This window comes from Paenarthrobacter sp. AT5 (genome assembly GCF_032764245.1).
Taxonomy (GTDB): domain Bacteria; phylum Actinomycetota; class Actinomycetes; order Actinomycetales; family Micrococcaceae; genus Arthrobacter; species Arthrobacter ureafaciens.
Map to the genome: position 1 here is coordinate 3,409,229 of NZ_CP136441.1, position 21,534 is coordinate 3,430,762.

19 protein-coding genes are annotated in these 21,534 nt (G+C 62.5%); 11 read left to right on the forward strand and 8 right to left on the reverse strand.

Translation table 11 applies throughout. The annotated features are described in order from the left end of the window. Positions 1-64: 64 nt before the first annotated feature. The 5 genes from treY to glmS form a co-directional block, all read right to left on the reverse strand. Positions 65-2,377 (reverse strand): malto-oligosyltrehalose synthase, encoded by a 2,313-nt coding sequence (gene treY, locus RI444_RS15755; protein ID WP_207605713.1) that lies wholly within the window; start codon positions 2,375-2,377, stop codon positions 65-67. Beyond that, on the reverse strand, positions 2,374-4,695 hold the full coding sequence (glgX, locus tag RI444_RS15760) for a glycogen debranching protein GlgX (RefSeq protein WP_207605712.1): 2,322 nt from the start codon (positions 4,693-4,695) through the stop codon (positions 2,374-2,376). Before glgX ends, treY begins: the two co-directional genes overlap by 4 nt. A gap of 69 nt (positions 4,696-4,764) precedes the next feature. Next, a complete protein-coding gene (locus tag RI444_RS15765) occupies positions 4,765-6,336 on the reverse strand; it encodes an NAD(P)H-hydrate dehydratase (RefSeq protein WP_207605711.1) in 1,572 nt (523 codons plus the stop codon). Between the two features lie 18 nt (positions 6,337-6,354). Beyond that, entirely contained in the window at positions 6,355-6,702 is a 348-nt protein-coding gene (locus RI444_RS15770) for a holo-ACP synthase (RefSeq protein WP_011775548.1), read from the reverse strand. 4 nt (positions 6,703-6,706) lie between these two features. Then, positions 6,707-8,587 (reverse strand): glutamine--fructose-6-phosphate transaminase (isomerizing), encoded by a 1,881-nt coding sequence (gene glmS / locus RI444_RS15775; protein ID WP_062097453.1) that lies wholly within the window; start codon positions 8,585-8,587, stop codon positions 6,707-6,709. Between the two features lie 145 nt (positions 8,588-8,732). On the opposite strand from glmS, the gene coaA reads away from it, so the two are divergent. Further along, positions 8,733-9,698: a type I pantothenate kinase gene (gene coaA, locus RI444_RS15780; RefSeq protein WP_021472452.1), complete on the forward strand. Its 966-nt coding sequence runs from the start codon at positions 8,733-8,735 to the stop codon at positions 9,696-9,698. Next, positions 9,695-10,555 (forward strand): D-alanyl-D-alanine carboxypeptidase family protein, encoded by an 861-nt coding sequence (locus RI444_RS15785; protein ID WP_207605710.1) that lies wholly within the window; start codon positions 9,695-9,697, stop codon positions 10,553-10,555. The genes coaA and RI444_RS15785 overlap by 4 nt, the downstream gene beginning before the upstream one ends. Before the next feature lie 84 nt (positions 10,556-10,639). On the opposite strand, the gene glmM is transcribed toward RI444_RS15785, so the two are convergent. From glmM to rplM, 3 genes are all read right to left on the reverse strand, one after another. Next, positions 10,640-12,004, reverse strand: coding sequence for a phosphoglucosamine mutase (gene glmM / locus RI444_RS15790; protein WP_062097457.1), 1,365 nt, complete (start codon positions 12,002-12,004; stop codon positions 10,640-10,642). A 154-nt stretch (positions 12,005-12,158) separates the two neighbouring features. After that, a complete protein-coding gene (rpsI, locus tag RI444_RS15795) occupies positions 12,159-12,665 on the reverse strand; it encodes a 30S ribosomal protein S9 (RefSeq protein WP_021472449.1) in 507 nt (168 codons plus the stop codon). Positions 12,666-12,702: 37 nt separating this feature from the next. Further along, entirely contained in the window at positions 12,703-13,146 is a 444-nt protein-coding gene (gene rplM, locus RI444_RS15800) for a 50S ribosomal protein L13 (protein WP_021472448.1), read from the reverse strand. Between the two features lie 283 nt (positions 13,147-13,429). Here rplM and RI444_RS15805 point away from each other — a divergent pair, with 283 nt between their 5' ends. The 9 genes from RI444_RS15805 to RI444_RS15845 all read left to right on the forward strand — a co-directional run bounded on the left by RI444_RS15805 (position 13,430) and on the right by RI444_RS15845 (position 21,439). Beyond that, positions 13,430-14,074: a prepilin peptidase gene (locus RI444_RS15805; protein WP_062097458.1), complete on the forward strand. Its 645-nt coding sequence runs from the start codon at positions 13,430-13,432 to the stop codon at positions 14,072-14,074. A gap of 340 nt (positions 14,075-14,414) precedes the next feature. Further along, complete coding sequence (locus tag RI444_RS15810; protein ID WP_069695767.1) at positions 14,415-14,609, forward strand: Flp family type IVb pilin; 195 nt, start codon at positions 14,415-14,417, stop codon at positions 14,607-14,609. Between the two features lie 104 nt (positions 14,610-14,713). Continuing rightward, positions 14,714-15,121, forward strand: coding sequence for a TadE/TadG family type IV pilus assembly protein (locus tag RI444_RS15815; protein WP_207605709.1), 408 nt, complete (start codon positions 14,714-14,716; stop codon positions 15,119-15,121). A gap of 80 nt (positions 15,122-15,201) precedes the next feature. Then, positions 15,202-16,149 carry a pilus assembly protein TadG-related protein gene (locus RI444_RS15820; RefSeq protein ID WP_242703226.1) on the forward strand — a complete coding sequence of 316 codons (948 nt, stop codon included), beginning with the start codon at positions 15,202-15,204 and terminating at the stop codon, positions 16,147-16,149. A gap of 43 nt (positions 16,150-16,192) precedes the next feature. Further along, a complete protein-coding gene (locus tag RI444_RS15825; RefSeq protein WP_069695770.1) occupies positions 16,193-16,963 on the forward strand; it encodes a Flp pilus assembly protein CpaB in 771 nt (256 codons plus the stop codon). After that, complete coding sequence (locus tag RI444_RS15830) at positions 16,960-18,159, forward strand: CpaE family protein (RefSeq protein WP_069695771.1); 1,200 nt, start codon at positions 16,960-16,962, stop codon at positions 18,157-18,159. Before RI444_RS15825 ends, RI444_RS15830 begins: the two co-directional genes overlap by 4 nt. A 107-nt stretch (positions 18,160-18,266) precedes the next feature. Next, on the forward strand, positions 18,267-19,607 hold the full coding sequence (locus RI444_RS15835; RefSeq protein ID WP_083261964.1) for a CpaF family protein: 1,341 nt from the start codon (positions 18,267-18,269) through the stop codon (positions 19,605-19,607). Between the two features lie 2 nt (positions 19,608-19,609). Continuing rightward, entirely contained in the window at positions 19,610-20,551 is a 942-nt protein-coding gene (locus RI444_RS15840; RefSeq protein ID WP_083261945.1) for a type II secretion system F family protein, read from the forward strand. 9 nt (positions 20,552-20,560) lie between these two features. Next, complete coding sequence (locus tag RI444_RS15845; RefSeq protein ID WP_069695773.1) at positions 20,561-21,439, forward strand: type II secretion system F family protein; 879 nt, start codon at positions 20,561-20,563, stop codon at positions 21,437-21,439. The last annotated feature ends 95 nt before the right edge of the window (positions 21,440-21,534 follow it).

The window sequence follows — 21,534 nt, forward strand, 5'->3', positions numbered from 1 at the left end:
TCAGTTCAAACACGCTGTCCACGCGTGAGCAGCGCCCAGGCGTGGACAGCGGAGCGTTGCAGACTCAGTCGACCGGTACCAGCAGCGCCACGGGGTACTGGTCCAGCAGTGTGCCCAACTCAACGGAGCCGGCCTGGTAGGTAGAGCCGGTGAGCTCGTCCTTGTAGCTGCCAGGCAGGTCGATGGACGTGCCCCGCCAACCACCGTCGCGGGCCAGGCGCTTGGGCAAGCGCGTGGCAACCGTGAGGGCGCCGGGCTTCGCGTCTCCACGGTCGAACGCCACTGCGTGGGCAGCAGCCGAACCTTGGACAGGCACCGGACGGTAACCGCCGAACAGTTCCGGACGGTCCCGGCGCAGCCTCAGCGCCCGGGAGACCACCAACAGCTTTGCGGCTTCCTCCGTGTACTCAGGTTGGGCGCCTGCGTCGAGCTCGGCGAGCGCACTGATCCGGGCGTCGAAGTCCACCGGGCGCCGGTTGTCCGGGTCGGTGAGTGATCCGTCCCGGAATTCCGTGCCCTGGTAAACGTCCGGCACACCCGGCATCGTCAGCTGGACAATCTTGGCCGACAACGAGTTCGAAGTACCGTACGGTTCCAGCTCGGCGACGAAGTTCTCCAGCGCAGCTTCCACCTCAGGGACGTCAAAGACGGCGTCGACGGCGGCAGCCAAGTGCCGCTCAAACTCCTGGTCCGGATCGGTCCAGTTAGTGGAATTGCCGGCCTCCCGGGCGGCTTTCAGCGCGTAGGACTGCAGCCTTCCGCGGTCCGCAGGCCATGCTCCGGCGATGGCCTGCCAGATGAGCGCGGCGAGGGGGCCGTCCGGAATGGGAGCCAGTTCCTGCACGGTGCCCAGGAACAGCTCCCACTCCGGGACCGATTCCGCGATAACCGTGATTCGGGCCCTTGCATCCTCGCTGCGCTTGGTGTCGTGGGTGCTGAGGGTGGTCATGGACAAAGGAAGCTCGGCTTGGCGGCGCACCATGCGTTCGTGGAACTCCTCCGGAGCAATGGCGAACTCCGTCGGGTCCGCTCCGACCTCCGTCAGGGTGCCCAGACGGGTGTAGCGGAAGAACGCAGTGTCCTCCACTCCCTTGGCCATCACCATGCCGGATGTCTGCTGGAAGCGGCGCGCCAGTTCTCCCGAGGTATCCAGCAGAAGGGGCTGGAGTCCCTCAAGGACCGACCTCAACTCGGGGCGGTGGGAGGCCGCGTTGGCGATGGCTTCCTCAAGGACCTCCCGCCCGTACGGAAGGTAGGAGCGGTAGATGGGGAACCAGCAAATGATCTCAGCCAGGGCGTCAGCGACGTCCAAGCGGGGCAAGGCGCTGGATTCGGGAACCAACCGGGACAAGCGAAGGATCTCCGAACGCAGGATGCCGTCCGCGATCCGCCTCTTGGTGCCGTGGATCATCACGTGGTAATCCGCGGGTTCGGCTTCATCGCGCAGGCGGGCATCCAGGGAGTTCAAGTACTCCTCCGCAGCCGGATCCACGAACAGGCGGTCCACGTCCGCCAAGGCGTCGTAGCCCGTAGTTCCCTCGCATTGGAACGTCTCCGGGAGCTTCTCCCCTGGTTCCAGGATCTTCTCGATCAGCAAGTAGGCCCCACCGGTAGCTTCGCGAAGCCGGACCAGGTAGCCCTCGGGATCCGCCAAGCCGTCGGGGTGGTCGATCCGCAGACCGTCCACCAGGCCCTCGCGGAACCACCGCACAATTTCCTCATGGGACTCGTCAAAGACCCAGGGGACCTCCACTCGAACGCCGGCCAGGGAGTTGACGGCGAAGAAGCGACGGTAGTTCAGTTCGGCATCCGCACGACGCCAGCCCACCAGTTCATAGTGCTGGCGGGAATGGACTTCCTGCGGGGTATCGCCGTCGTTGAAGCTGCCCTCGGCGAGCGGGAAGCGGTGATCGTAATAATGGAGTTCACCGTCGGCCAGTTTGAGCTGGTCAACATCGTCATCGCTGCCCAGCACCGGGATACGGATCTTGCCGCCGCCGAAGTCCCAGTCGACGTCGAAAGCCTCGGCGTACTTGGACTTACGGCCTTCCTTGAGCAGGTCCCACCACCAGGGGTTCTGTCCCGGTGTTGCGACACCCATGTGGTTGGGCACGATGTCCGCCAGGACACCGAGCCCCTGCTCACGGGCGGCCTTGGACAAGGCAGCCAAACCCTCCGGTCCCCCACGTGAGGGATCCACGGTGGAGGGATCGGTCACGTCATAACCGTGGTCCGAGCCCTCCTCCGCCGTGAGGATCGGCGAGACGTACACCCAGTCGATACCAAGGTTGTGCAGGTAGCCGGTCAGCTTGGCCGCGTCCTGAAGCGTGAAGCTTGGGCGGATCTGGAGCCTGTACGTGGAGACCGGCGTCCTCATGCCTTGTCCCCTTCTGCGTCCTCTTCCGCCTCCGGAGCTTCGGTAGCTTCGGTAGCTTCGGCGTCGGTAGCCTCGCTGCCGGCGTCGTCATCCTTGTAATCCAGAGCCAAGGACGACACCGCCGGCGCCGTGATCGAAGCGGTCTCAGGCGTGCTGGTCTGGGTCAGTGCCGCCAGCGAAGCAGCCACGGAGTGGTCCGGCTCGACCTCGGGCGCGGTGTGGGCGCGGAGGACCACGAGCGACTTTCCGGCGACCATGAGGATCTGCTCCGGCTTGACGACGTCGGCCACGGCGCCTTCAGCGCCGGTGTCGATCATGACGTCCCAGGCGGGGGCGTATTCTTCGGACGGGATCCTGAAGCCCACCTCATCCACGTCCGCGTTGAAGTACAGCAGGAAGTTGACGTCGGTGATCCGTCGGCCCTGGTTGTCCTGGCCGCGGATGCCGTCGCCGTTCAGGAAGACTCCCACGGACCGGCCCAAGGCGGCGTCCCAGTCTTCGGGAGCCATGGTGCTGCCGTCCTTATCCAGCCACACGATGTCCGGAAGGCGTTCGCCCTCGCCACGGATCGCCGGGCGTCCGTCAAAGAAGCGGCTCCGCCGGAGGCTCGGGTGCTTGGCGCGGAGGGCGCTGACTGCAGCGGTGAACTCGATCAGCGGTTGGTCGACGTTTTCCCAGTTGATCCACGTGACCTCGGAGTCCTGGCAGTAACCGTTGTTGTTGCCCTGCTGGGTGCGGCCAAGTTCGTCGCCGTGCAGGAGCATGGGGACACCCTGGGACAGGAACAGGGAAGCAATGAAGTTCCGTTGCTGGCGGGCACGCAAGCCGAGCACCGTGGGATCATCCGTGGGTCCTTCGACGCCACAGTTCCAGGAGCGGTTGTGGGATTCGCCGTCGTTGTTGTCCTCACCATTGGCGTCATTGTGCTTCTCGTTGTAGGAAACGAGGTCCATCAAGGTGAAGCCGTCATGGGCGGTGACAAAGTTGATGGAGGCATAGGGCCGGCGGCCGGAGTGCTCGTACAGGTCGGCCGAGCCTGTGAGGCGCGAGGCAAATTCACCCAGGGTGGACGGCTCGCCCCGCCAGAAGTCGCGGACGGTGTCCCGGTACTTGCCGTTCCATTCCGTCCACTGTGGCGGGAAGTTGCCCACCTGGTAGCCACCCGGGCCAACGTCCCACGGCTCCGCGATGAGCTTGACCTGGGACACTACCGGGTCCTGCTGAATGAGTTCGAAGAACGTGGAGAGCTTGTCCACGTCATAGAACTCGCGGGCAAGCGTGGAGGCGAGGTCAAAACGGAAACCGTCGACGTGCATCTCCGTGACCCAGTAGCGCAGGGAGTCCATGAGCAGCTGGAGCGAGTGCGGGTGCCGGACATTCAGGGAGTTCCCTGTACCGGTGTAGTCCATGTAGTACTTCTGGTCGTCCTCCACCAGGCGGTAGTAGGCCGAGTTGTCGATGCCCTTGAAGGACAGCGTGGGCCCCAGGTGGTTGCCTTCGGCCGTGTGGTTGTACACGACGTCGAGGATGACCTCAATGCCTGCGGTGTGCAGGGCACGGACCATCGCTTTGAAGTCCTGGACCTGCTGGCCGGTATCGCCCTTGGAGCTGTAGCTGTTGTGCGGGGCGAAGAAGCCAATGGTGTTGTAGCCCCAGTAGTTGTTCAGGCCCTTGTCCTGCAGGATGCCGTCATTCACGAACTGGTGCACCGGCATCAGCTCGATGGCTGTGATCCCGAGCTTCTGCAGGTGGGAAATGACTGCCGGATGGGCGACGCCGGCATAGGTACCGCGCTGCTCTTCGGGTACCTCGGGATGCAGCTGGGTGAGGCCCTTGACGTGGGCTTCGTAGATGACCGACTTGTGGTACGGGATGCGCGGAAGCTTGTCTCCGTCCCAGTCGAAGAACGGGTTAATGACCACGCCCAGCATCATGTGGGGAGCGGAATCGTCGTCATTGCGGGAATCAGGGTCTCCAAGGTTGTAGGAGAACAACGCCGGGTCCCAGTCAATCTGCCGGTGGACTGCCTTGGCATACGGGTCCAGCAGGAGCTTGTTCGGGTTGAACCGCAATCCTGCATCGGGATCATAAGGACCGTGCACCCGGTAGCCGTACTTCTGCCCTGGCTGTGCCTGCGGAAGGTAGCAGTGCCACACATAGCCGTCCACTTCCGTGACTTCGACGCGCTCTTCCACGCCGTCGTCATCGAAGAGGCATAGTTCCACCCGCTCAGCCCTTTCGCTGAACAAAGCAAAGTTGGTGCCCGTGCCGTCAAACGTGGCGCCGAGCGGATAAGCCGATCCAGGCCAGACTTCCATGCGTTCTCCTCTTGGATGATGCGAACAACTGCTGCAAGCCTACTCATGACCTACGACAAGACAGTAACCTTACCGTTTTCTCGAGTCGCATTCCGCGCTGAGCGAACCCAGAACGTGGGGTACAGCCCCCATGATCGCCGAGGCAGTAAGGGGCCCCCCGTCAAAAACCCGCGACGCTGCGGTGCCGGCACGGCCATGAACGGTAGCCGCAACTGCCGCCACAGCAGCCCAGCGGTCCTCCACTGCCAGCCCCAAGGCTGCGTAAGCGCCATCGTCGTCCGTCAGTGCCTCAGCGGACTGGGCCATCAACGATCCCAGCACCCCCGCCAGGACGTCCCCGCTTCCCGCGGTGGCCATCCAAGGCGTCCCCTCGGACTGGCTGAAAACAACGCCCGACGGCGACGCCACCAGTGTGGAGGCACCCTTCAGGAGCACTGTGGCCCCGGTTTGTTGGGCAGCCAGGCGGACAAAATGGAGCGGCCTGGACTCGACGTCCTCACGGGTCACAGCCACCTCCCCGGCCGCATGCAAGGAGCCAAGCAGGGTAGCGAGCTCACCGGCATGCGGGGTAAGAATCCAGTTCGCAGGACAACGCTCCGGGAGGAGGCTCAGGGCGCCGGCGTCGACCACCACCGGCAGCCCGGCGTCCAAGGCGGACCGAAACGCCTTGCGGGCGCGGTCCTGTTGCTCATTCCCGTCCACGCCGGGTCCGATCAGCCACGCTTGCACGCGGCCGGGTTCATCGCTTTCCCACAGCGATTCCGGGGTACGGGCCAGGACTTGGCGGGCAGCAGCCTCCGGCCCTTGGTAACGGACCATGCCCACACCGGAGACGGCGGCCGCATGCACGCACAATTCGGCCGCCCCCACGTATCGCTCCGAACCGGCCACCACACCCAGCACTCCCCTGGAGTACTTCTGGGAGCGGCGGGTAGGCCGGGGCAGCAAGAGCGCTGCGTCCTTGGCGGTCAGCCGGCGCAGTTCCGGTGCGGCCAACAGGTGCTCGATGCCGATGTCCACCAGCACCACGCGGCCCGCACAGCCTTCGCCGGGATCGGCCAGCAGTCCGGCCTTGATACCACCGAATGTGACCGTGACATCGGCCTCCAGGACCGGCCAGTGCACTTCGCCCGAGTTGGCGTCAACGCCGCTGGGAACATCACAGGCCACCACGCACGCGGGACCGAGCTCCTGCAGGCAGGCAACCAACTCCGCAGCGGCACCGCGCAGCCCACCCCGGGCACCTGTCCCGAGCAGGGCATCGATGACGACGTCGCTTCCGGCAGCCACGACGGCCAGCTCTTCGGGGTCGCCGGATTCCAGGTGGAGCACCCGGCCACCCGCAGCTTCAAACGCAGCCAGCCCTTCCGGATGGGCCGCGTCCGCGGCGAGTACCGCCGTCGTTCGCATTCCCCGGCGCGCCAGCATGGAGGCAGCGAACAGGCCGTCGCCACCGTTGTTTCCCTTGCCGGCCAGCACGGTAACGCTGGCACCGGTGAGCTTGCGCCTTTTCCGGACTTCGCGGACAACTTCCTGCGCCAGGCCATAGGCTGCCCGCTGCATGAGAACAGCGCCCTCACCGGAGTCCAGGAGCGGTTGTTCCGCGTTCCTGATCTGTTGTCCGGTGAAGGCGCTGATCATTGTTCTGTTGTGCCTGCCCTAGCCCTCGGCCAGGACCGTGGCCGTGGCGATGCCGCCGTCGTGGCTCATGGACAGGTGCCAGCGCTTGACGCCCTTGGCTTCGGCAACGGCCAGAACCGTTCCCTTCACCTGCACGGTGGGGCCGTTCTCATCAAGGCCGATCCAGCAGTCCTGCCAGTTCATACCTGCAGGAGCGCCCAGGACCTTTGCCACCGCTTCCTTCGCGGCAAACCGGGCAGCCAGGGAACGCGTGTTGAGTTCCCTCTCCGCGGGCACGAACAAACGGTCCCTTAGTCCCGGTGTCCGCTCCAGCTGCCGTCCGAACCGCTCGATGTCTACGACGTCTACGCCAATGCCAACAATCATGCGGTTATTCTACGGTCACGCTCTTGGCGAGGTTACGCGGCTGGTCGACGTCGTAGCCCTTCGCTCCTGCAAGCTCTGCTGCGAAGATCTGCAGCGGAACCGTGGTGAGCAGCGGCATGAGCAGCGTGGGGGTCTCCGGTACGTAGAACACGTGCTCTGCGTAGTCCTTGACCGACTCGTCGCCTTCCTCGGCAATAACCAGGGTGCGGGCACCACGTGCACGGACTTCCTGGATGTTGCTGACCACCTTGGAGTGCAGGGAATCGCGGCCACGCGGGGACGGCACCACGACGAAGACGGGCTGGCCGTCGTCGATCAGGGCGATCGGACCGTGCTTGAGTTCACCGGCGGCAAAGCCTTCGGCGTGGATGTAGGCGATTTCCTTGAGCTTCAAGGCGCCTTCCAATGCCACCGGGTAGCCGACGTGACGGCCGAGGAACAGCACGGACTTCTCGTCCTTCATGCTGCGGGCAAGTTCGCGCAACGGGCCGGAGCCGTCCAGGATCTGCTGGATCTTGGCAGGAATCTTGCCGAGGTCCGCCAGGACATCCTTGATCTGGCCGCTGAAGATGTTGCCACGCAACTGCGCCAGGTAGAGGCCAAGGAGGTAGGCGGCGGTGATCTGAGCCAGGAACGCCTTGGTGGAAGCCACGGCGATTTCCGGGCCGGCGTGCGTGTACAGCACGGCGTCGGATTCACGCGGGATGGTTGATCCGTTGGTGTTGCAGATGGAGATCGTCTTGGCGCCCTGTTCGCGGGCGTAGCGGACGGCCATGAGGGTGTCCATGGTCTCACCGGACTGGCTGATGGAGACCACCAGGGTGTTGGCGTCCACGATCGGATCGCGGTAACGGAACTCGTGGGCGAGCTCAACCTCGGTGGGGATCCGGCACCAGTTCTCGATTGCGTACTTGGCCACGAGGCCGGCGTATGCAGCAGTACCGCAGGCGAGGACGATGATCTTGTTGACCTGCTTGAGCAGCTCGGGATCGATACGGAGTTCATCCAGGGTCAGCTTGCCGTTCAGGTCCGAACGGCCCAGCAGGGTCTGGCCTACGGCGTCGGGCTGATCGTGGATTTCCTTCTCCATGAAGGAGTTGAAGCCGCCCTTTTCCGCGGAAGCAGGATCCCAGTCAACGTGGTATTCCTTGCCCTCGGCCGGAGCGCCGAAGAAGTCGGTGATCTCCACGGAGTCGGCGGTGATGGTGACGATCTGGTCCTGGCCGAGTTCGACTGCACGGCGGGTGTAGTCGATGAAGCCGGAGACATCCGAACCGAGGAAGTTCTCACCGTCGCCGAGGCCCACCACGAGCGGGGAGTTACGGCGGGCAGCAACGACGACGTCGGGCTGGTCGGCGTGAACGGCCAGAAGCGTGAAGGCTCCTTCGAGGCGCTGGCATGCCAGGCGCATCGCGGCGGTGAGGTCACCGCCGTCGCCATTCGCGGAACGGAAGATATCGCCCAGCAGGGCGGCAGCAACTTCGGTGTCCGTTTCGGATTCGAAGGTGACGCCCTTGGCGAGGAGTTCCTGCTTGAGTTCGGCGAAGTTTTCGATGATGCCGTTGTGGATCAACGCCAGGCGGCCACCGTCGGAGAGATGGGGGTGGGCGTTACGGTCGGTGGGTCCGCCGTGGGTGGCCCAACGGGTGTGGCCAATGCCGGTCAGGGATTCCGGGACCGGGTTTGCTTCAAGTTCGCTGACCAGGTTGCTCAGCTTTCCGGACTTTTTCCGGGACGAGATGGTCCCGTCAGCCACTACTGCGACGCCAGCGGAGTCGTAGCCGCGGTACTCAAGACGACGCAGCCCCTCCACAACGACGTCAAGGGCGCTGTGCTCAGCTGCCTTACGAGACGAATTGCCAACATAGCCTACGATTCCACACATGAGGTCAAGCCTACCGGCTCAGTCAAACAACTGACGTGGGACATCCCCTCTCCTCGCCTGACTGGTGAGACACGGATCACGACTCCGGCCATCGCTGCCCGTCGCGCATTTCCTGATCAGCCCTGCGGAGGGCAGAATCGAGAGCGTGACTTTGCAACGCACCGAAGCAAATGGCGACGGCGCTTCTCCCTTTGTTGAGCTGGACCGGCAGACCTGGTCCCGGCTTGCGGCCCAGATGGAGCAGCCCCTCAACGAAGAGGACATCTTCCGCCTCCGCGGCCTCGGCGACCCCCTTGATATGAAGGAAGTACGGGAGGTGTATCTCCCGCTTTCCCGCCTCCTGCACCTCTACGTGGAGGCCTCGCACCAGCTGCACGCAGCCACCACTACCTTCCTTGGCGAACAAACACTGCGCACGCCCTTCGTGATCGGCGTGGCCGGATCCGTCGCGGTGGGCAAGTCCACCATCGCCCGTGTGCTCCGCGAGATGCTCCGCCGCTGGCCCGGGACCCCGAATGTGGAACTCATCACCACCGATGGATTCCTCTATCCCTTGGCCGAGCTGAAGCGGCGCCATCTGCTCGAGCGGAAAGGGTTCCCCGAGTCCTATGACCGGCGTGCGCTGTTACGCTTCGTGTCCGCCGTCAAGGGCGGCGCCGAGGAAGTGCGGGCGCCTTGGTACTCGCACGTCACCTACGACATCGTGCCGGGCAAGGAAGTGGTGGTCCGCCGGCCCGACGTCCTGATTGTGGAAGGCCTCAACGTGTTGGCGCCCGCACGCCCCCGCATCGACGGGAAGCAGGGCCTGGCCCTGAGCGACTTCTTCGATTTCTCCATCTACGTCGACGCCAAGACCTCCTACATCGAGGAATGGTACGTAGACCGGTTCCGCAAGCTCCGCACCACGGCCTTCGCCCAGCCGGAGTCCTACTTCCACCGCTACGCCACCCTGTCTGACGAGGACGCCGAGTCAACCGCCCGTGGCATCTGGAAGCGGATCAACGAACCCAACCTCGAAGAGAACGTCCTCCCCACCCGGGGGCGCGCCCAGCTGGTGCTCACCAAGGATGCGGACCACTCCATCCGGCGCATGCTTCTGCGGAAGGTATGACGCCCGTGGGAAGCACAGGGCAGCCCAGCAGGCGGGCATTCACGGGGCTGTTGACCGCCGGCGCCGGTCTCATCGCCCTCTCCGCCTGCACCCCTGAGACGTCCACGCCCTCCCCCGCTGCGGCTGACGCGCCAACCGGCACTCCCTCAGCAGCCGCCACTACCCCCGCTCCGGAAGTGACTCCTGCGGCAGCGGCCACCAGCACTCCAACGTCAGCTGCATCCAGTCCGTCGCCGTCGGGCGCTGCCGCTACGCAGTACTCACTCACCGACCCCGCCAGCCCCTGGGTGGTGGTCAACAAGCACCGGCCCCTGAACCCGCAAAACTACGTGCCCGCCGATCTGGTTCAGCCCGCCGTGCGGCTCGCCGTCAGCGGCGAAGCGAGCCTGCTGAACAGTACGACGGCGGCTGCCGCAGAAAAGATGTTCGGCGCGGCGGCAGCGGAGGGCGTCATCATGGCCTTGGCCTCCGGCTACCGGTCCTATTCCACCCAAGTGGCCACCTACAACGGCTACGTCGCCGGCAGCGGCCAGGCAGCTGCGGACCGTGCGTCGGCCAGGCCGGGCTTCTCCGAACACCAAACCGGCTGGTCCTTCGACATCTCCGACGGCGGTGGAGCATGCAGCTTCCAGCCATGTTTCGCGGAACAGCCTGCCGCAGTATGGGCCAAAGCGAACGCATACAAGTTCGGCTTCGTGGTCCGCTATCCGTGGATGTTCCACGAGATCACCGGCTACTTCTACGAGTCATGGCACCTGAGGTACATCGGCGTGGAGGCAGCCACGGCCATGGCCACGGGCGGCATTGCCACCTTGGAGGAGTACTTTGGCCTGGAGGCCGCGCCGGACTACCTGTGAGATCCAGCGGCGGGCTGCTCCCGCTTTAACGAACGCGGCCCGCTCCCCTTTCCGAGGGCGGGCCGCTTTCGTAAAGTCAGAGCCTCAGACAGCCAGCTCGGTAGACACTGCCAAACGTTCCTTGACCACGGCAGCCAGGCCGGTGCAGATGCGCTCAGCGGTTTCCATGTCCGCAGCTTCAACCATGACGCGCACCAGCGCTTCCGTGCCGGAAGGACGGAGCAATACACGGCCAGTCTCGCCGAGTTCCTCAGTAGCGGCGGCAACGGCAGCTGCCACGCCCTCATCGGTTCCGGCGCGGGCCTTGTCCACGCCCTTGACGTTGATCATGAGCTGCGGAAGCTTGGTCATCGCGGTAGCGAGTTCCTGCAGGCTGCGTCCGGTGAGCGCCACTTGGGCAGCCAGCTGGAGACCGGTCAGGACACCGTCGCCCGTGGTGGCGTAGTCGGAGAAGATCACGTGGCCGGACTGTTCGCCGCCCAGGTTGTAGCCGCCGTCGCGCATCTCCTCGAGGACGTAGCGGTCTCCAACGGCGGTTTCACGGATGGTGATGCCGGCGTCGCGAAGGGCGATCTTCAGTCCAAGGTTGCTCATCACGGTGGCAACCAGGATGTTGTCCTTGAGCTTGCCGGCCTTGTTCAGGGCCAACGCCAGGATGGCCATGATCTGGTCGCCATCCACCTCGTTACCGGCGTGGTCCACGGCAAGGCAACGGTCGGCGTCGCCGTCGTGGGCGATTCCGAGGTCCGCACCGTGCTGAACCACCGCTTCCTTGAGCGGGCCAAGGTGCGTGGAGCCGACGCCGTCGTTGATGTTGAGGCCGTCAGGCTCGGCGCCGATGACAACCACATCGGCACCTGCGTCCTTGAATACCTGCGGCGAGCAACCGCTGGCCGCACCGTGCGCGCAGTCCAGGACTACTTTGAGGCCGTCCAAACGCTTGGGCAGAGTGCGGAGGAGATGGACGATGTAGCGGTCTTCGGCGTCGGAGAAACGCTGGATGCGGCCAACGTCGCCACCCACGGGGCGCTGCGGCTCCTTGCCGAGCTGCGCCTCGATGGCATCTTCCACCTCGTCGGGGAGCTTCTGTCCGCCCCGGGCAAAGAACTTAATGCCGTTGTCCGGCGCCGGGTTGTGGGAGGCCGACAGCATCACGCCGAAGTCGGCGTCGAGGTCTGCCACCAAGTAAGCGGCGGCGGGAGTGGGCAGCACACCGGCGTCGTAGACGTCCACGCCGGAGCTCGAAAGCCCGGCTTCGACGGCCGCGGCGAGGAATTCACCGCTGGCCCGGGGGTCCCTGGCGACGACGGCGCGCGGCCGCTTACCGTCGGTTGTGCGGTCATGGCCGAGTACGACGGCGGCGGCCTGGGCGAGCTGCATAGCCAGCTCCGCGGTAAGCAATCCGTTCGCGAGACCGCGCACGCCATCTGTTCCAAATAATCTAGACATCGGGTCAAGTTTAGACGACGGCGGCCCGGCACCCGTTCACGGCGCGTACGGGAGCGTCACGCCCGCCGCGGTTTCCGCACGTTAAACGACGGAAGCCCGCCCCACCAAATAGTGGAAACGGGCTTCCGTGCCCCGCGAGGGGGCGAAACGCAATTTAGCGCTTGGAGTACTGCTGAGCCTTACGTGCCTTCTTGAGACCGGCCTTCTTACGCTCGATGACGCGGGCGTCACGAGTGAGGAAGCCAGCCTTCTTGAGGGTGGGGCGGTTGTTCTCGACGTCGATCTCGTTCAAGGAACGAGCAATGCCGAGACGCAGTGCGCCAGCCTGGCCGGAGGGGCCACCGCCGTGGATACGGGCGATGACGTCGTAAGCACCTTCGAGGTCAAGAACGCGGAACGGTTCGTTGACATCCTGCTGGTGCAGCTTGTTCGGGAAGTAGTTGGCCAGCTCGCGGCCGTTGATGGTCCACTTGCCGGAACCCGGAACAACGCGAACGCGTGCAACGGCTTCCTTGCGACGGCCAACAGCTGCACCGGCAACGGTCAGTGCGGGGCGCTCCTTCTTGGGCGCGTCCTCGGCGGGTGCGCTTTCAGAGGTGTAGCTGGTGAGGTTTTCCTCAGCCTCGACGGCTTCGGCGGTCAGTTCTTCGTTCTGAGCCACGGTTCTCCTTGAATAAAAAGTTGTTTGGTGGCCAGGACTACTGGGCGACCTGGGTGATTTCGAAAGTCTTCGGCTGCTGTGCAGCGTGCGGGTGCTCCGGGCCTGCGTAGACCTTGAGCTTGCCCAGCTGCTGGGCTGCAAGGGAGTTCTTGGGGAGCATGCCCTTGATGGCCTTCTCAACAGCGCGAACCGGGTTCTTCTCCAGCAGTTCTGCGTAGTTGACGGAGGTCAGGCCGCCCGGGTAACCGGAGTGGCGGTATGCGCGCTTCTGCTCCAGCTTGGCGCCGGTGAGGGCGACCTTTTCAGCGTTGATGATGATGACGAAGTCGCCCATGTCCATGTGGGACGCAAAGGTCGGCTTGTGCTTTCCGCGCAGCAGTGTTGCGGTCTGGCTGGCAAGACGACCAAGGACAACATCGGTGGCGTCAATGACGTGCCACTGGCGGTTGATATCGCCGGGCTTCGGGGTGTACGTACGCACGGTTTTGCCTCGTTCTTGTTCTGGCGTTCATGTTTTGGGACACGCAATAAGACGTGCACCTACTCTGTATGCGTTACCGGAGCAGAGGTGAGGGCTCTATAGACCAGTCATCCCAAAGTCTCGAAATGCCACCCGGGTTACTGACCCTGCAACTGGATCCCCAAGTGGGCATGTGTCATCGAGATAGGACACGCACAACGACTATAAACAATACCTTCAACGGTATGTCCGGGTCAAAATGGGGTGACCGCGCCTTGGGGCCGGCTGCCTTTAAGGAGGGCTCATGACCGACGGACTTACCCTGCCGCTCCTGCTCGCCCTGGGCGGCCTGCTGTTGAGTCCCTTGAGTGAGCTGCTCATCGCCCGGTCGCTCCCCCGGCTCGGCGGGCTTCCCTCTCTAAGGGTACGGATCACGACGGCGGCAGTCACCGCGCTGCTGTTCGGCTTGCTGGGGTGGCGTTTTGGTATTTCCCCGGAGCTGCCGGCCTTTCTTTTATTGGCCCTTCTTGGAGTGCAGCTTTCCCGAATTGATTTTGCCCTCCATTTACTGCCGAACGGCCTTGTTCTGAGTCTTCTGGGGGGCGGCTTGGTACTCCTGGGGGTCTCTTCCGCGCTCTCACCGGGGTGGCCGGAGCTGCTCAGAGCCCTCCTCGGAGGGCTGGTTTTGTTCGCCGGCTACCTGATTTTGGGAATTATTTCGCCGCGCAGCCTCGGAATGGGCGATGTGAAGCTCGCAGCTCCGCTTGGACTGTACTTGGGGTACTTGGGTTGGAAGCAAGTACTCTTCGGCGGACTACTGGGGTTCGTGGTGGGCGGGGTGCTCACGGTGCTGATGTTACGGCTGAGATCCGCGGAAAAACCGGCCGAAACGGCCCACGGCCCCGCTATGGTTGCAGCTGCCCTGGGCGTCGTGCTGGTGCTCCAGTAGTACGTCCTTAGCTCTTCTCTTCGGGGTCCGCAGCGGCCGCCTTTTTGCCCGGATAAACCTAAGCCTCCTGAGCTTTCCAAGTAGTCCCATGGCTGTTTCCGTGCCAAAACTGAGTACTCCCCCGGGACCCTACGTGTGAGCGCATATTGGCGCGCCAATAAATCGAGTACGACTACGCATTGTTCCTTGCCATGCCCCTGGGGAATTCTTGAGACATCGAATTCCGGACCGCTAAAGGAAATACGGGGGTAGTTCGGAGGACGTAGCAAATTCACATAATTTGCGGACCTATAACTGAAACCCATCATTTCACAAATCATTATCTGGGAAGGATTTTCCAATGTCTGCTCTTATGCTCTCCGTCACCTCGTTCATCGCCGGCGTCAAGACCCGCCTCACCAAGGAAGAGAAGGGCGCCACGATGGTTGAGTACGGCCTCATGGTCTCCCTGATTGCCATTGTGGTGGTCGCCGGCCTCCTGATCCTTGGTCCCGCCATCAACCAGCTCTTCCTCGACGTCGCGGCCGCGCTTTAGGTCGAAGGAGCGGTTGGCTGCGATGGCGACACCCGTCGCCGCCGCAGCCAACCGTTTTCTTTAAAGCACAAACCTTCTCGTCATTCTGGGTCTGGGAGACGGTCATGAAACCGAAAAAGAACGAGCGCGGCGCAGTAGCCGTGGAAATGGCACTCCTCTTGCCTGTACTACTGCTGATCTTGATAGGCGTTATTGAATTTGGGCGTGCACTGAACGTCCAGGTGTCGCTGACGGAGGCAGCTCGAGAGGGTGCCCGCTACGCGGCCGTCCATTACCAAGAAGGTGGCCTGAACGTCTCCGGCAAAGCTCTGGCGGCAGCTCCCTCGCTCAGCGGGCTGGGGGTCACCGTCACTGATAATGCCGCCGGTTGTGCTCCCGGCTCCAATGTGACCGTGACAACCAACGTCTCTCTGCCTTCAATGTCCGGGTTCCTCGACGCTGGCTTTTTTGGGGCTCCGGGCATCTTCCCACTCAACATGCAAGGCGTAGGAGTCATGCGATGCGGCGGCTAAAGAGGCTACTAACGCGGCGCCTTCGCCGCCCTGCAGATGAACCCAACGAACGTGGCGCCGCCGCCATCCTGGTGGCCGGAATGATGGTGGTGCTTCTTGGCTTCGCAGCCCTGGCTGTTGACGTTGGCGCGCTGTATGCCGAGAAGGCCCAACTGCAGAACGGGGCAGACGCGGCAGCTCTTGCGATCGCCACAGACTGCGCCAACGGCAGTTGCGGCGATAGTTCAGCCACGGGCAACCAGTTTGCCAACAGCAATGCCAACGACAACGCGTCGGGGGCAAGCGTTACTTTCCCGGCAAGCTCCACAGTCCGCGTAGCTACGAACGCTAGGGATACAGCCGGCCAGGACAGCTTCTCCCTTTACTTTGCCCGAATCCTCGGCTTTGACACGACTCCCGTGAACGCCGTCGCGGAGGCACGGTGGGGGGCTCCTTCCAAAGCGAGCACTCTTCCGTGGACTGTCAGCGAGTGCGTCTTCAAGAAGTACCTGTCGCCGACGCAATTGGCATCGCTGAACTCCACCGGTAATTTCACGGGTGATCCGATACCCACACACCTTCTTCTGCGCTATGACGAAAACACGCCTACAGTGCCCGGATGCGCAGCCCAAAACGGTTATCAGCCAGGAGGGTTCGGATGGCTGGTCACCGACGCAGGCTGTTCCACGGAAATCTCCCTAAACGCGACTGTCAACGGACAGCCAGGAAACCACTTTCCTAATGCAGCAGGTTGCAACGCAGCACTGGCAAACATCATGAGCGAGCCTGCTCTGATACCACTATTCAACTCAGCTACCGGAAACGGAAGCAATGCGAAATACACCCTGATCGGCTTCGCTGCATTCCAGGTGACCGGTTATAAGTTCAGCGGCTCTGGGGCCGTTGTGGACCCTCTTGCTCCCAGTTGCAATGGAAACTGCCGTGGGCTTCAGGGGTACTTCACCCGATTCGTAAGTCTCGACGAGGGTATGCAGCCGACAGGCGGTACTACAAATTACGGTGCCTCTGTCGTCTATCTCACGGAGTAGCAACGCTACTCAATTTCGCAACACAAATTCAAAGGAGTAAAAAGTGAAAGCACGCCTACTGGGAGGCATTGCGGCACTGCTATTAGCAGTCATAGGCACCGTCTTGTTGGTCACCTACGTTCAGGGAGCCGACAAGCGGGCGCAGCAAGGGCTCGATCCCGTCACCGTTCTCGTAGCCAAGGAACGCATCCCGGCCGGTACCAAGGCCGAGGACCTAGGTTCCAAAGTCAAGACCGAAACACTTCCTCAGACTGCCGTCGCTCCGGGCACCATCAATGCCTTGGGCGACCAGAACGGGAAAGTCACCTCCGTTGACCTCCAACCTGGCGAACAATTGCTGGGTGTCAAGCTGGTCAGCCCCAAGGATTTGGCTCCCGGCACGGTTCCGGTACCTGACGGTTTGCAGGAGCAAACCTTCATTCTGGCACCGGAACGTATCCTGGGCGGACGCCTGGAAGCGGGCGACAAGATCACAGTCTTCGCATCTTTCAAACTCGACGGGGAGGTGCCGGCTGGCGTTGACCTTCCAGCGGATGTTAAGAGCTGGAAGCAGTACACCAAGTTGCTCTACCACGATGTACTGGTGACTGCCGTCCAACAGGCCGCACCAGATACCGAAAAGAAGTCCGCCAATAGCGACGGCAGCGTTGCGTTGCCCAATGGTTCGGCCTACGTCACCGTGGCCCTCAGTGACGCCAACGCGGCCAAGATGGTCTTCGGAGCAGAGTTCGGAACACTCTACCTGTCCAAGCAAACTGATAAGACGGCAACGAGCGAACCCCCCGTCACCACCTTGGGAGGCGTGTTGAAATGACCCGGTTCGTAGCCGTCACGGCTGTCCGTGACTTCGAAGGGCGGGTTCGCCAGGCCATCTCAGGAGCTTTGCACGGTGACCTGCAAACCCTCTCCCCCGAGGTTTTGCAGGGGAGCACCGACGATGTCTTCAAGCAGCTGACAGGTGCGCCGCCGGAAGTGATGATCCTGGGTCCAGGAGTCAATCCGGACGATGCCCTCAAACTGGCCACCGTCTTTGACCTCCAGTACCCGGAGATCAGCCTGTTGCTTGTCTCTGTAACTGACCCGGATATCGTTCTCCGGGCCATGCATGCCGGCATCCGCGACATCGTGTCTCCTGAAATCGAGGTCAACGAGCTGCGAGTGCTGTTGGAGCGTGCCTGCCTGGCAGCGGCCAGCAGACGCCGCGGAATGCAACCCGCGGCGGAATCCGGTCAAGACCGGGGTAGGGTCATCGCTGTCATGTCGCCCAAAGGCGGGGTGGGGAAAACGACAGTAGCTACCAATCTGGCTGTCGGGCTCGGCGCAGTGGCGCCGATGGGAGTCGTCATCGTTGACCTTGACCTGCAATTCGGTGACGTGGCTTCCGGATTGTTGCTGGAGCCCGAACATTCCATCACGGAAGCCGTGCATGGTCCCGCTGCGCAGGACTCCATGGTCCTCAAAGCGTTCCTCACCGTCCATCCGGCCGGAATCTACGCCCTATGCGCACCACGGAAGCCCTCAGAGTCGGACTACATCACCGCAGAACATGTCACTAGGCTGATCAACCAGTTGGCAACGGAGTTTAAGTACGTGGTGGTCGACACTGCTCCGGGGCTCGGTGAACATTGCCTTGCCACGTTGGAGTTGGCTACCGATGGGGTGTGGGTGTGCGGCATGGATGTGCCCAGCATTCGCGGATTGCGCAAGTCCTTCAGTGTCCTCAAGGAACTGCAACTTCTGCCGCAGGGCAGGCATACGGTTCTCAATTTCGCCGACAGGAAGAGCGGGCTGTCTGTTCAGGACGTCGAGGCTACCATCGGCGTTCCGATCGACACAGTTATCCCACGCTCCCGGAACCTTCCCTTCTCAACCAACCGGGGAGTTCCCGTCCTGCAAGGAAATACGCGGGACGCAGCATTCAAGGGTCTCAAAAAACTGGTGGAGCGGTTCGATCCACGTTTGGCCGCCGCGCCCCAGAACAAACTGCATAGAAGGGTGGTGGTCTCGTGAAGTTGTCAGAGAGGTTGTCAAACAATAATCCGCTGGCAGCGGTGCAGGCTTCTGTCGAACGCGACAACGTTTCGGCAGGCGAACAGCCAACTGCTCCGGCCCTGGTCATGCCGGCTCCTGCGGCGCCTATGCTGGGCGGGGCACCCGCGGCCCCTGTCGTGGACGCCTTGGCCGGGTTGAAGCAAAGGGCAGCGTCGGCACTGTTCGAACGGATGGGCACCCGGATCAGCGACGCTTCGGCCTCGGAAGAAGACCTCCGGTCCTTCGCCGTAGATGAACTCTCCACGTTCATCGATGACGAGCAGGTACCGCTTTCACCGGAAGAACGCCGGCGATTGATCCGCGAAATTTCGGACGAGGTCATGGGATACGGGCCACTCCAGCGGCTTCTGGAAGATCCGTCAGTAACTGAAGTCATGGTTAACCGGTTTGACCAGATCTACGTTGAACGCCATGGTCACTTGGCTCTCACTGACCTGCAGTTCAGTTCCGACGACCACCTACGCAAGGTCATCGAGCGAATCGTTTCCAAAGTGGGACGACGAATCGACGAGTCCTCGCCACTCGTGGACGCCCGCTTGGAAGATGGTTCGCGTGTTAACGCGATTATCCCACCCCTTGCAGTCAATGGCCCTTCGTTGACCATCAGGAAGTTCAGCCAGGTGCCGCTTACAGTGAGAAACCTGATCGAATGGGGCTCCATGAGCCACGAGATGGCGGAACTGCTCAGTGCCTGCGTGCTGGCAAGGTTGAACGTTATCGTGTCCGGCGGTACCGGTACCGGCAAGACGACGCTTCTCAACGTCCTGTCCTCCTTCATTCCGGAGTCGGACCGGATCGTCACCATCGAGGATGCGGTGGAGCTCCAGCTCCAGCAACAGCACGTGGTGCGCTTGGAAAGCCGTCCGCCCAACATCGAAGGCAAGGGTGCAGTAACTATCCGGGACCTGGTGCGGAATTCGCTGCGTATGCGACCTGACCGCATCATCGTCGGCGAGGTCCGCGGCGGCGAATCCCTGGACATGCTCCAGGCTATGAACACCGGCCATGATGGCTCGCTATCCACAGTCCACGCCAATTCTCCCCGGGACGCGATCGCAAGGCTCGAGACGCTGGTCCTCATGGCAGGTATGGACCTCCCCCTCCGTGCCATCCGGGAACAAGTGTCATCCGCCGTAGACCTGATTGTGCAGGTGACGCGCTTGCGGGACGGCACACGCCGGGTCACCCATGTCACCGAGGTTCAGGGGATGGAAGGCGACGTGGTCACACTCCAGGATGCCTTCCTCTTCGACTACTCGGCGGGGCTTGACGCCCAAGGACGGTTCCTGGGCAGGGCTCTGCCAACTGGTATCAGGCCACGATTCCTGGACCGCTTTACTGAACTTGGCATCCACGTCTCGCCGTCCGTGTTCGGAATCGCCGCCGCTCCCGTGGGGAGGCGATAGCCGTGGACTCCCCCATCGTGTTTTACGCCGCGCTGGGAATGTGCGTCGCCGCCCTGTTTGTGGTGGTCGTGGTGGTCCTCAAGCCGCGCAATGGAAGAATTCCTCTTTCGCGTCGGCGCAATGGGGCACTGCAGGACGAGTCGGCGGTAGGCAGGGTGTCCCAGTCCGCCGTGCAGCTCGTCGACACTGCCATCGGCCGCTCTGGTGGACCCTTCAACCGGGATGTCCTCTACAAGGCCGGAGTGAAGCAGGCTCCCGCCGACTTCACCGTGCTGGTGGTCATTGCCACTGTTCTGTCGGGGGCTCTCGGCACCTTCTTGGGCAACCTGGTCCTAGGCTTGCTGCTGGCCCTTTGCACCCCCTTCGCGGCAAAGCTGGTCCTCGTCTTAAAGACTGACAGGCGCAGGACAAGATTTGATGCCCAGCTAACAGACACCATCCAGATGTTGATCGGCGGCCTTCGGGTCGGCCATAGCATCATGCGGTCCTTGGAGGCGGCGGCACAGGAAGCCCAAGCTCCCACTTCGGAGGAACTCAGTCGGATTGTCAATGAGGTCCGTGTTGGCAAGGATCCGCGCCAAGCCATCGAGGACTGCGCTGCGCGTATGAAGAGCGAGGATTTCCGGTGGATCGGCCAGGCCATCCAGATCAACCGCGAGGTCGGTGGCGACCTCGCGGAGGTCCTTGAGCAAGTCGCCGGGACTATCCGCGAACGCGGCGAGATCAAAGCGCACGTCAAGGCTCTCAGCGCCGAAGGCAAGATGTCAGCCTACATCCTCATGGCTCTACCGGTGGGTGTAGGCCTCCTTCTGACCGTCATGAATGCGAAGTACATGGCCATTTTTGTGACCAATGTTTGGGGCATTGCGATGCTGGTCGCCAGCGCCATCCTGTTCGTTCTTGGCGGCTTCTGGATGAGCCGCACCGTGAAGATCAAGTTCTAGGAGAATGACATGTCATTCATTGCGTGGCTGATCATCGCCGTCATTGTGTTACCGCTCAGCTATTTTATGTGGAGCCTTGCCACCATTGACCGCAAAGGCATCGTCGCCATACACACCAACCTGGGTTCAGGTTTTGCCCAAGGTGCCGGCGTTACTATCCAGCGGCCACCGCTGCTGCTCGGTGTGGCGCGGAAACTGACCCCAGGCAGTTACGAGGCCAAGCTGGACCGATGGCTGGCCCTCGCCGGCCGCCCGAAGTCCATGCCGCTGACAAAACTGATTGCCCTCAAACCAGTTTTGGCCGTGTGTGGCGCTGTTTTTGGCCTGCTCCTCATTTTCGCTGGACCTGGGCCACTCAGCATCTGCTTCACAATCTTCCTCACTGCGTTCTTGTATTTCATCCCGGATCTGCTGATTTACAACACCGGGATCAAGAGGCAAGAGGCCATCCAACTGGAGTTCCCTAACACCTTGGACCAGATGCTGATTTCTGTAGAAGCAGGTCTAGGTTTTGAAGGAGCTATTGAAAGGGCCTCGACCGAAGGTGCCGGGCCTCTGGCACATGAACTCATGAGGACACTCCAAGACATTCAAGTTGGCCGTCCGCGCCCCGAAGCCTACGCCGCGCTGGCTGAGCGCTGTACGGTCCCGGACGTCCGCAGTTTCGTCCTCGCTGTCGTACAAGCTGATAAGTACGGTATCGGCATCGCGAATGTCCTGCGTGCCCAAGCAAAGCAGGCACGCGTGAAGCGCCGACAGAACGCAGAAGAGCGTGCCATGAAGCTGCCAGTGAAAGTGCTTTTTCCCCTGCTGTTCTGCATCTTCCCGGTACTTTTCATCATTCTTCTGGGGCCCGCCGTCCTCAAGATCGTCCAAGTCTTCATGTGAGGTTGTGAGGCACCTCCCATAGACCGGCCGTCCGCGGATCCCAGACCAGGGGCGGTCACCATGGCCCCCTTCCGGTACCCAGAGCCGGGAGGGGG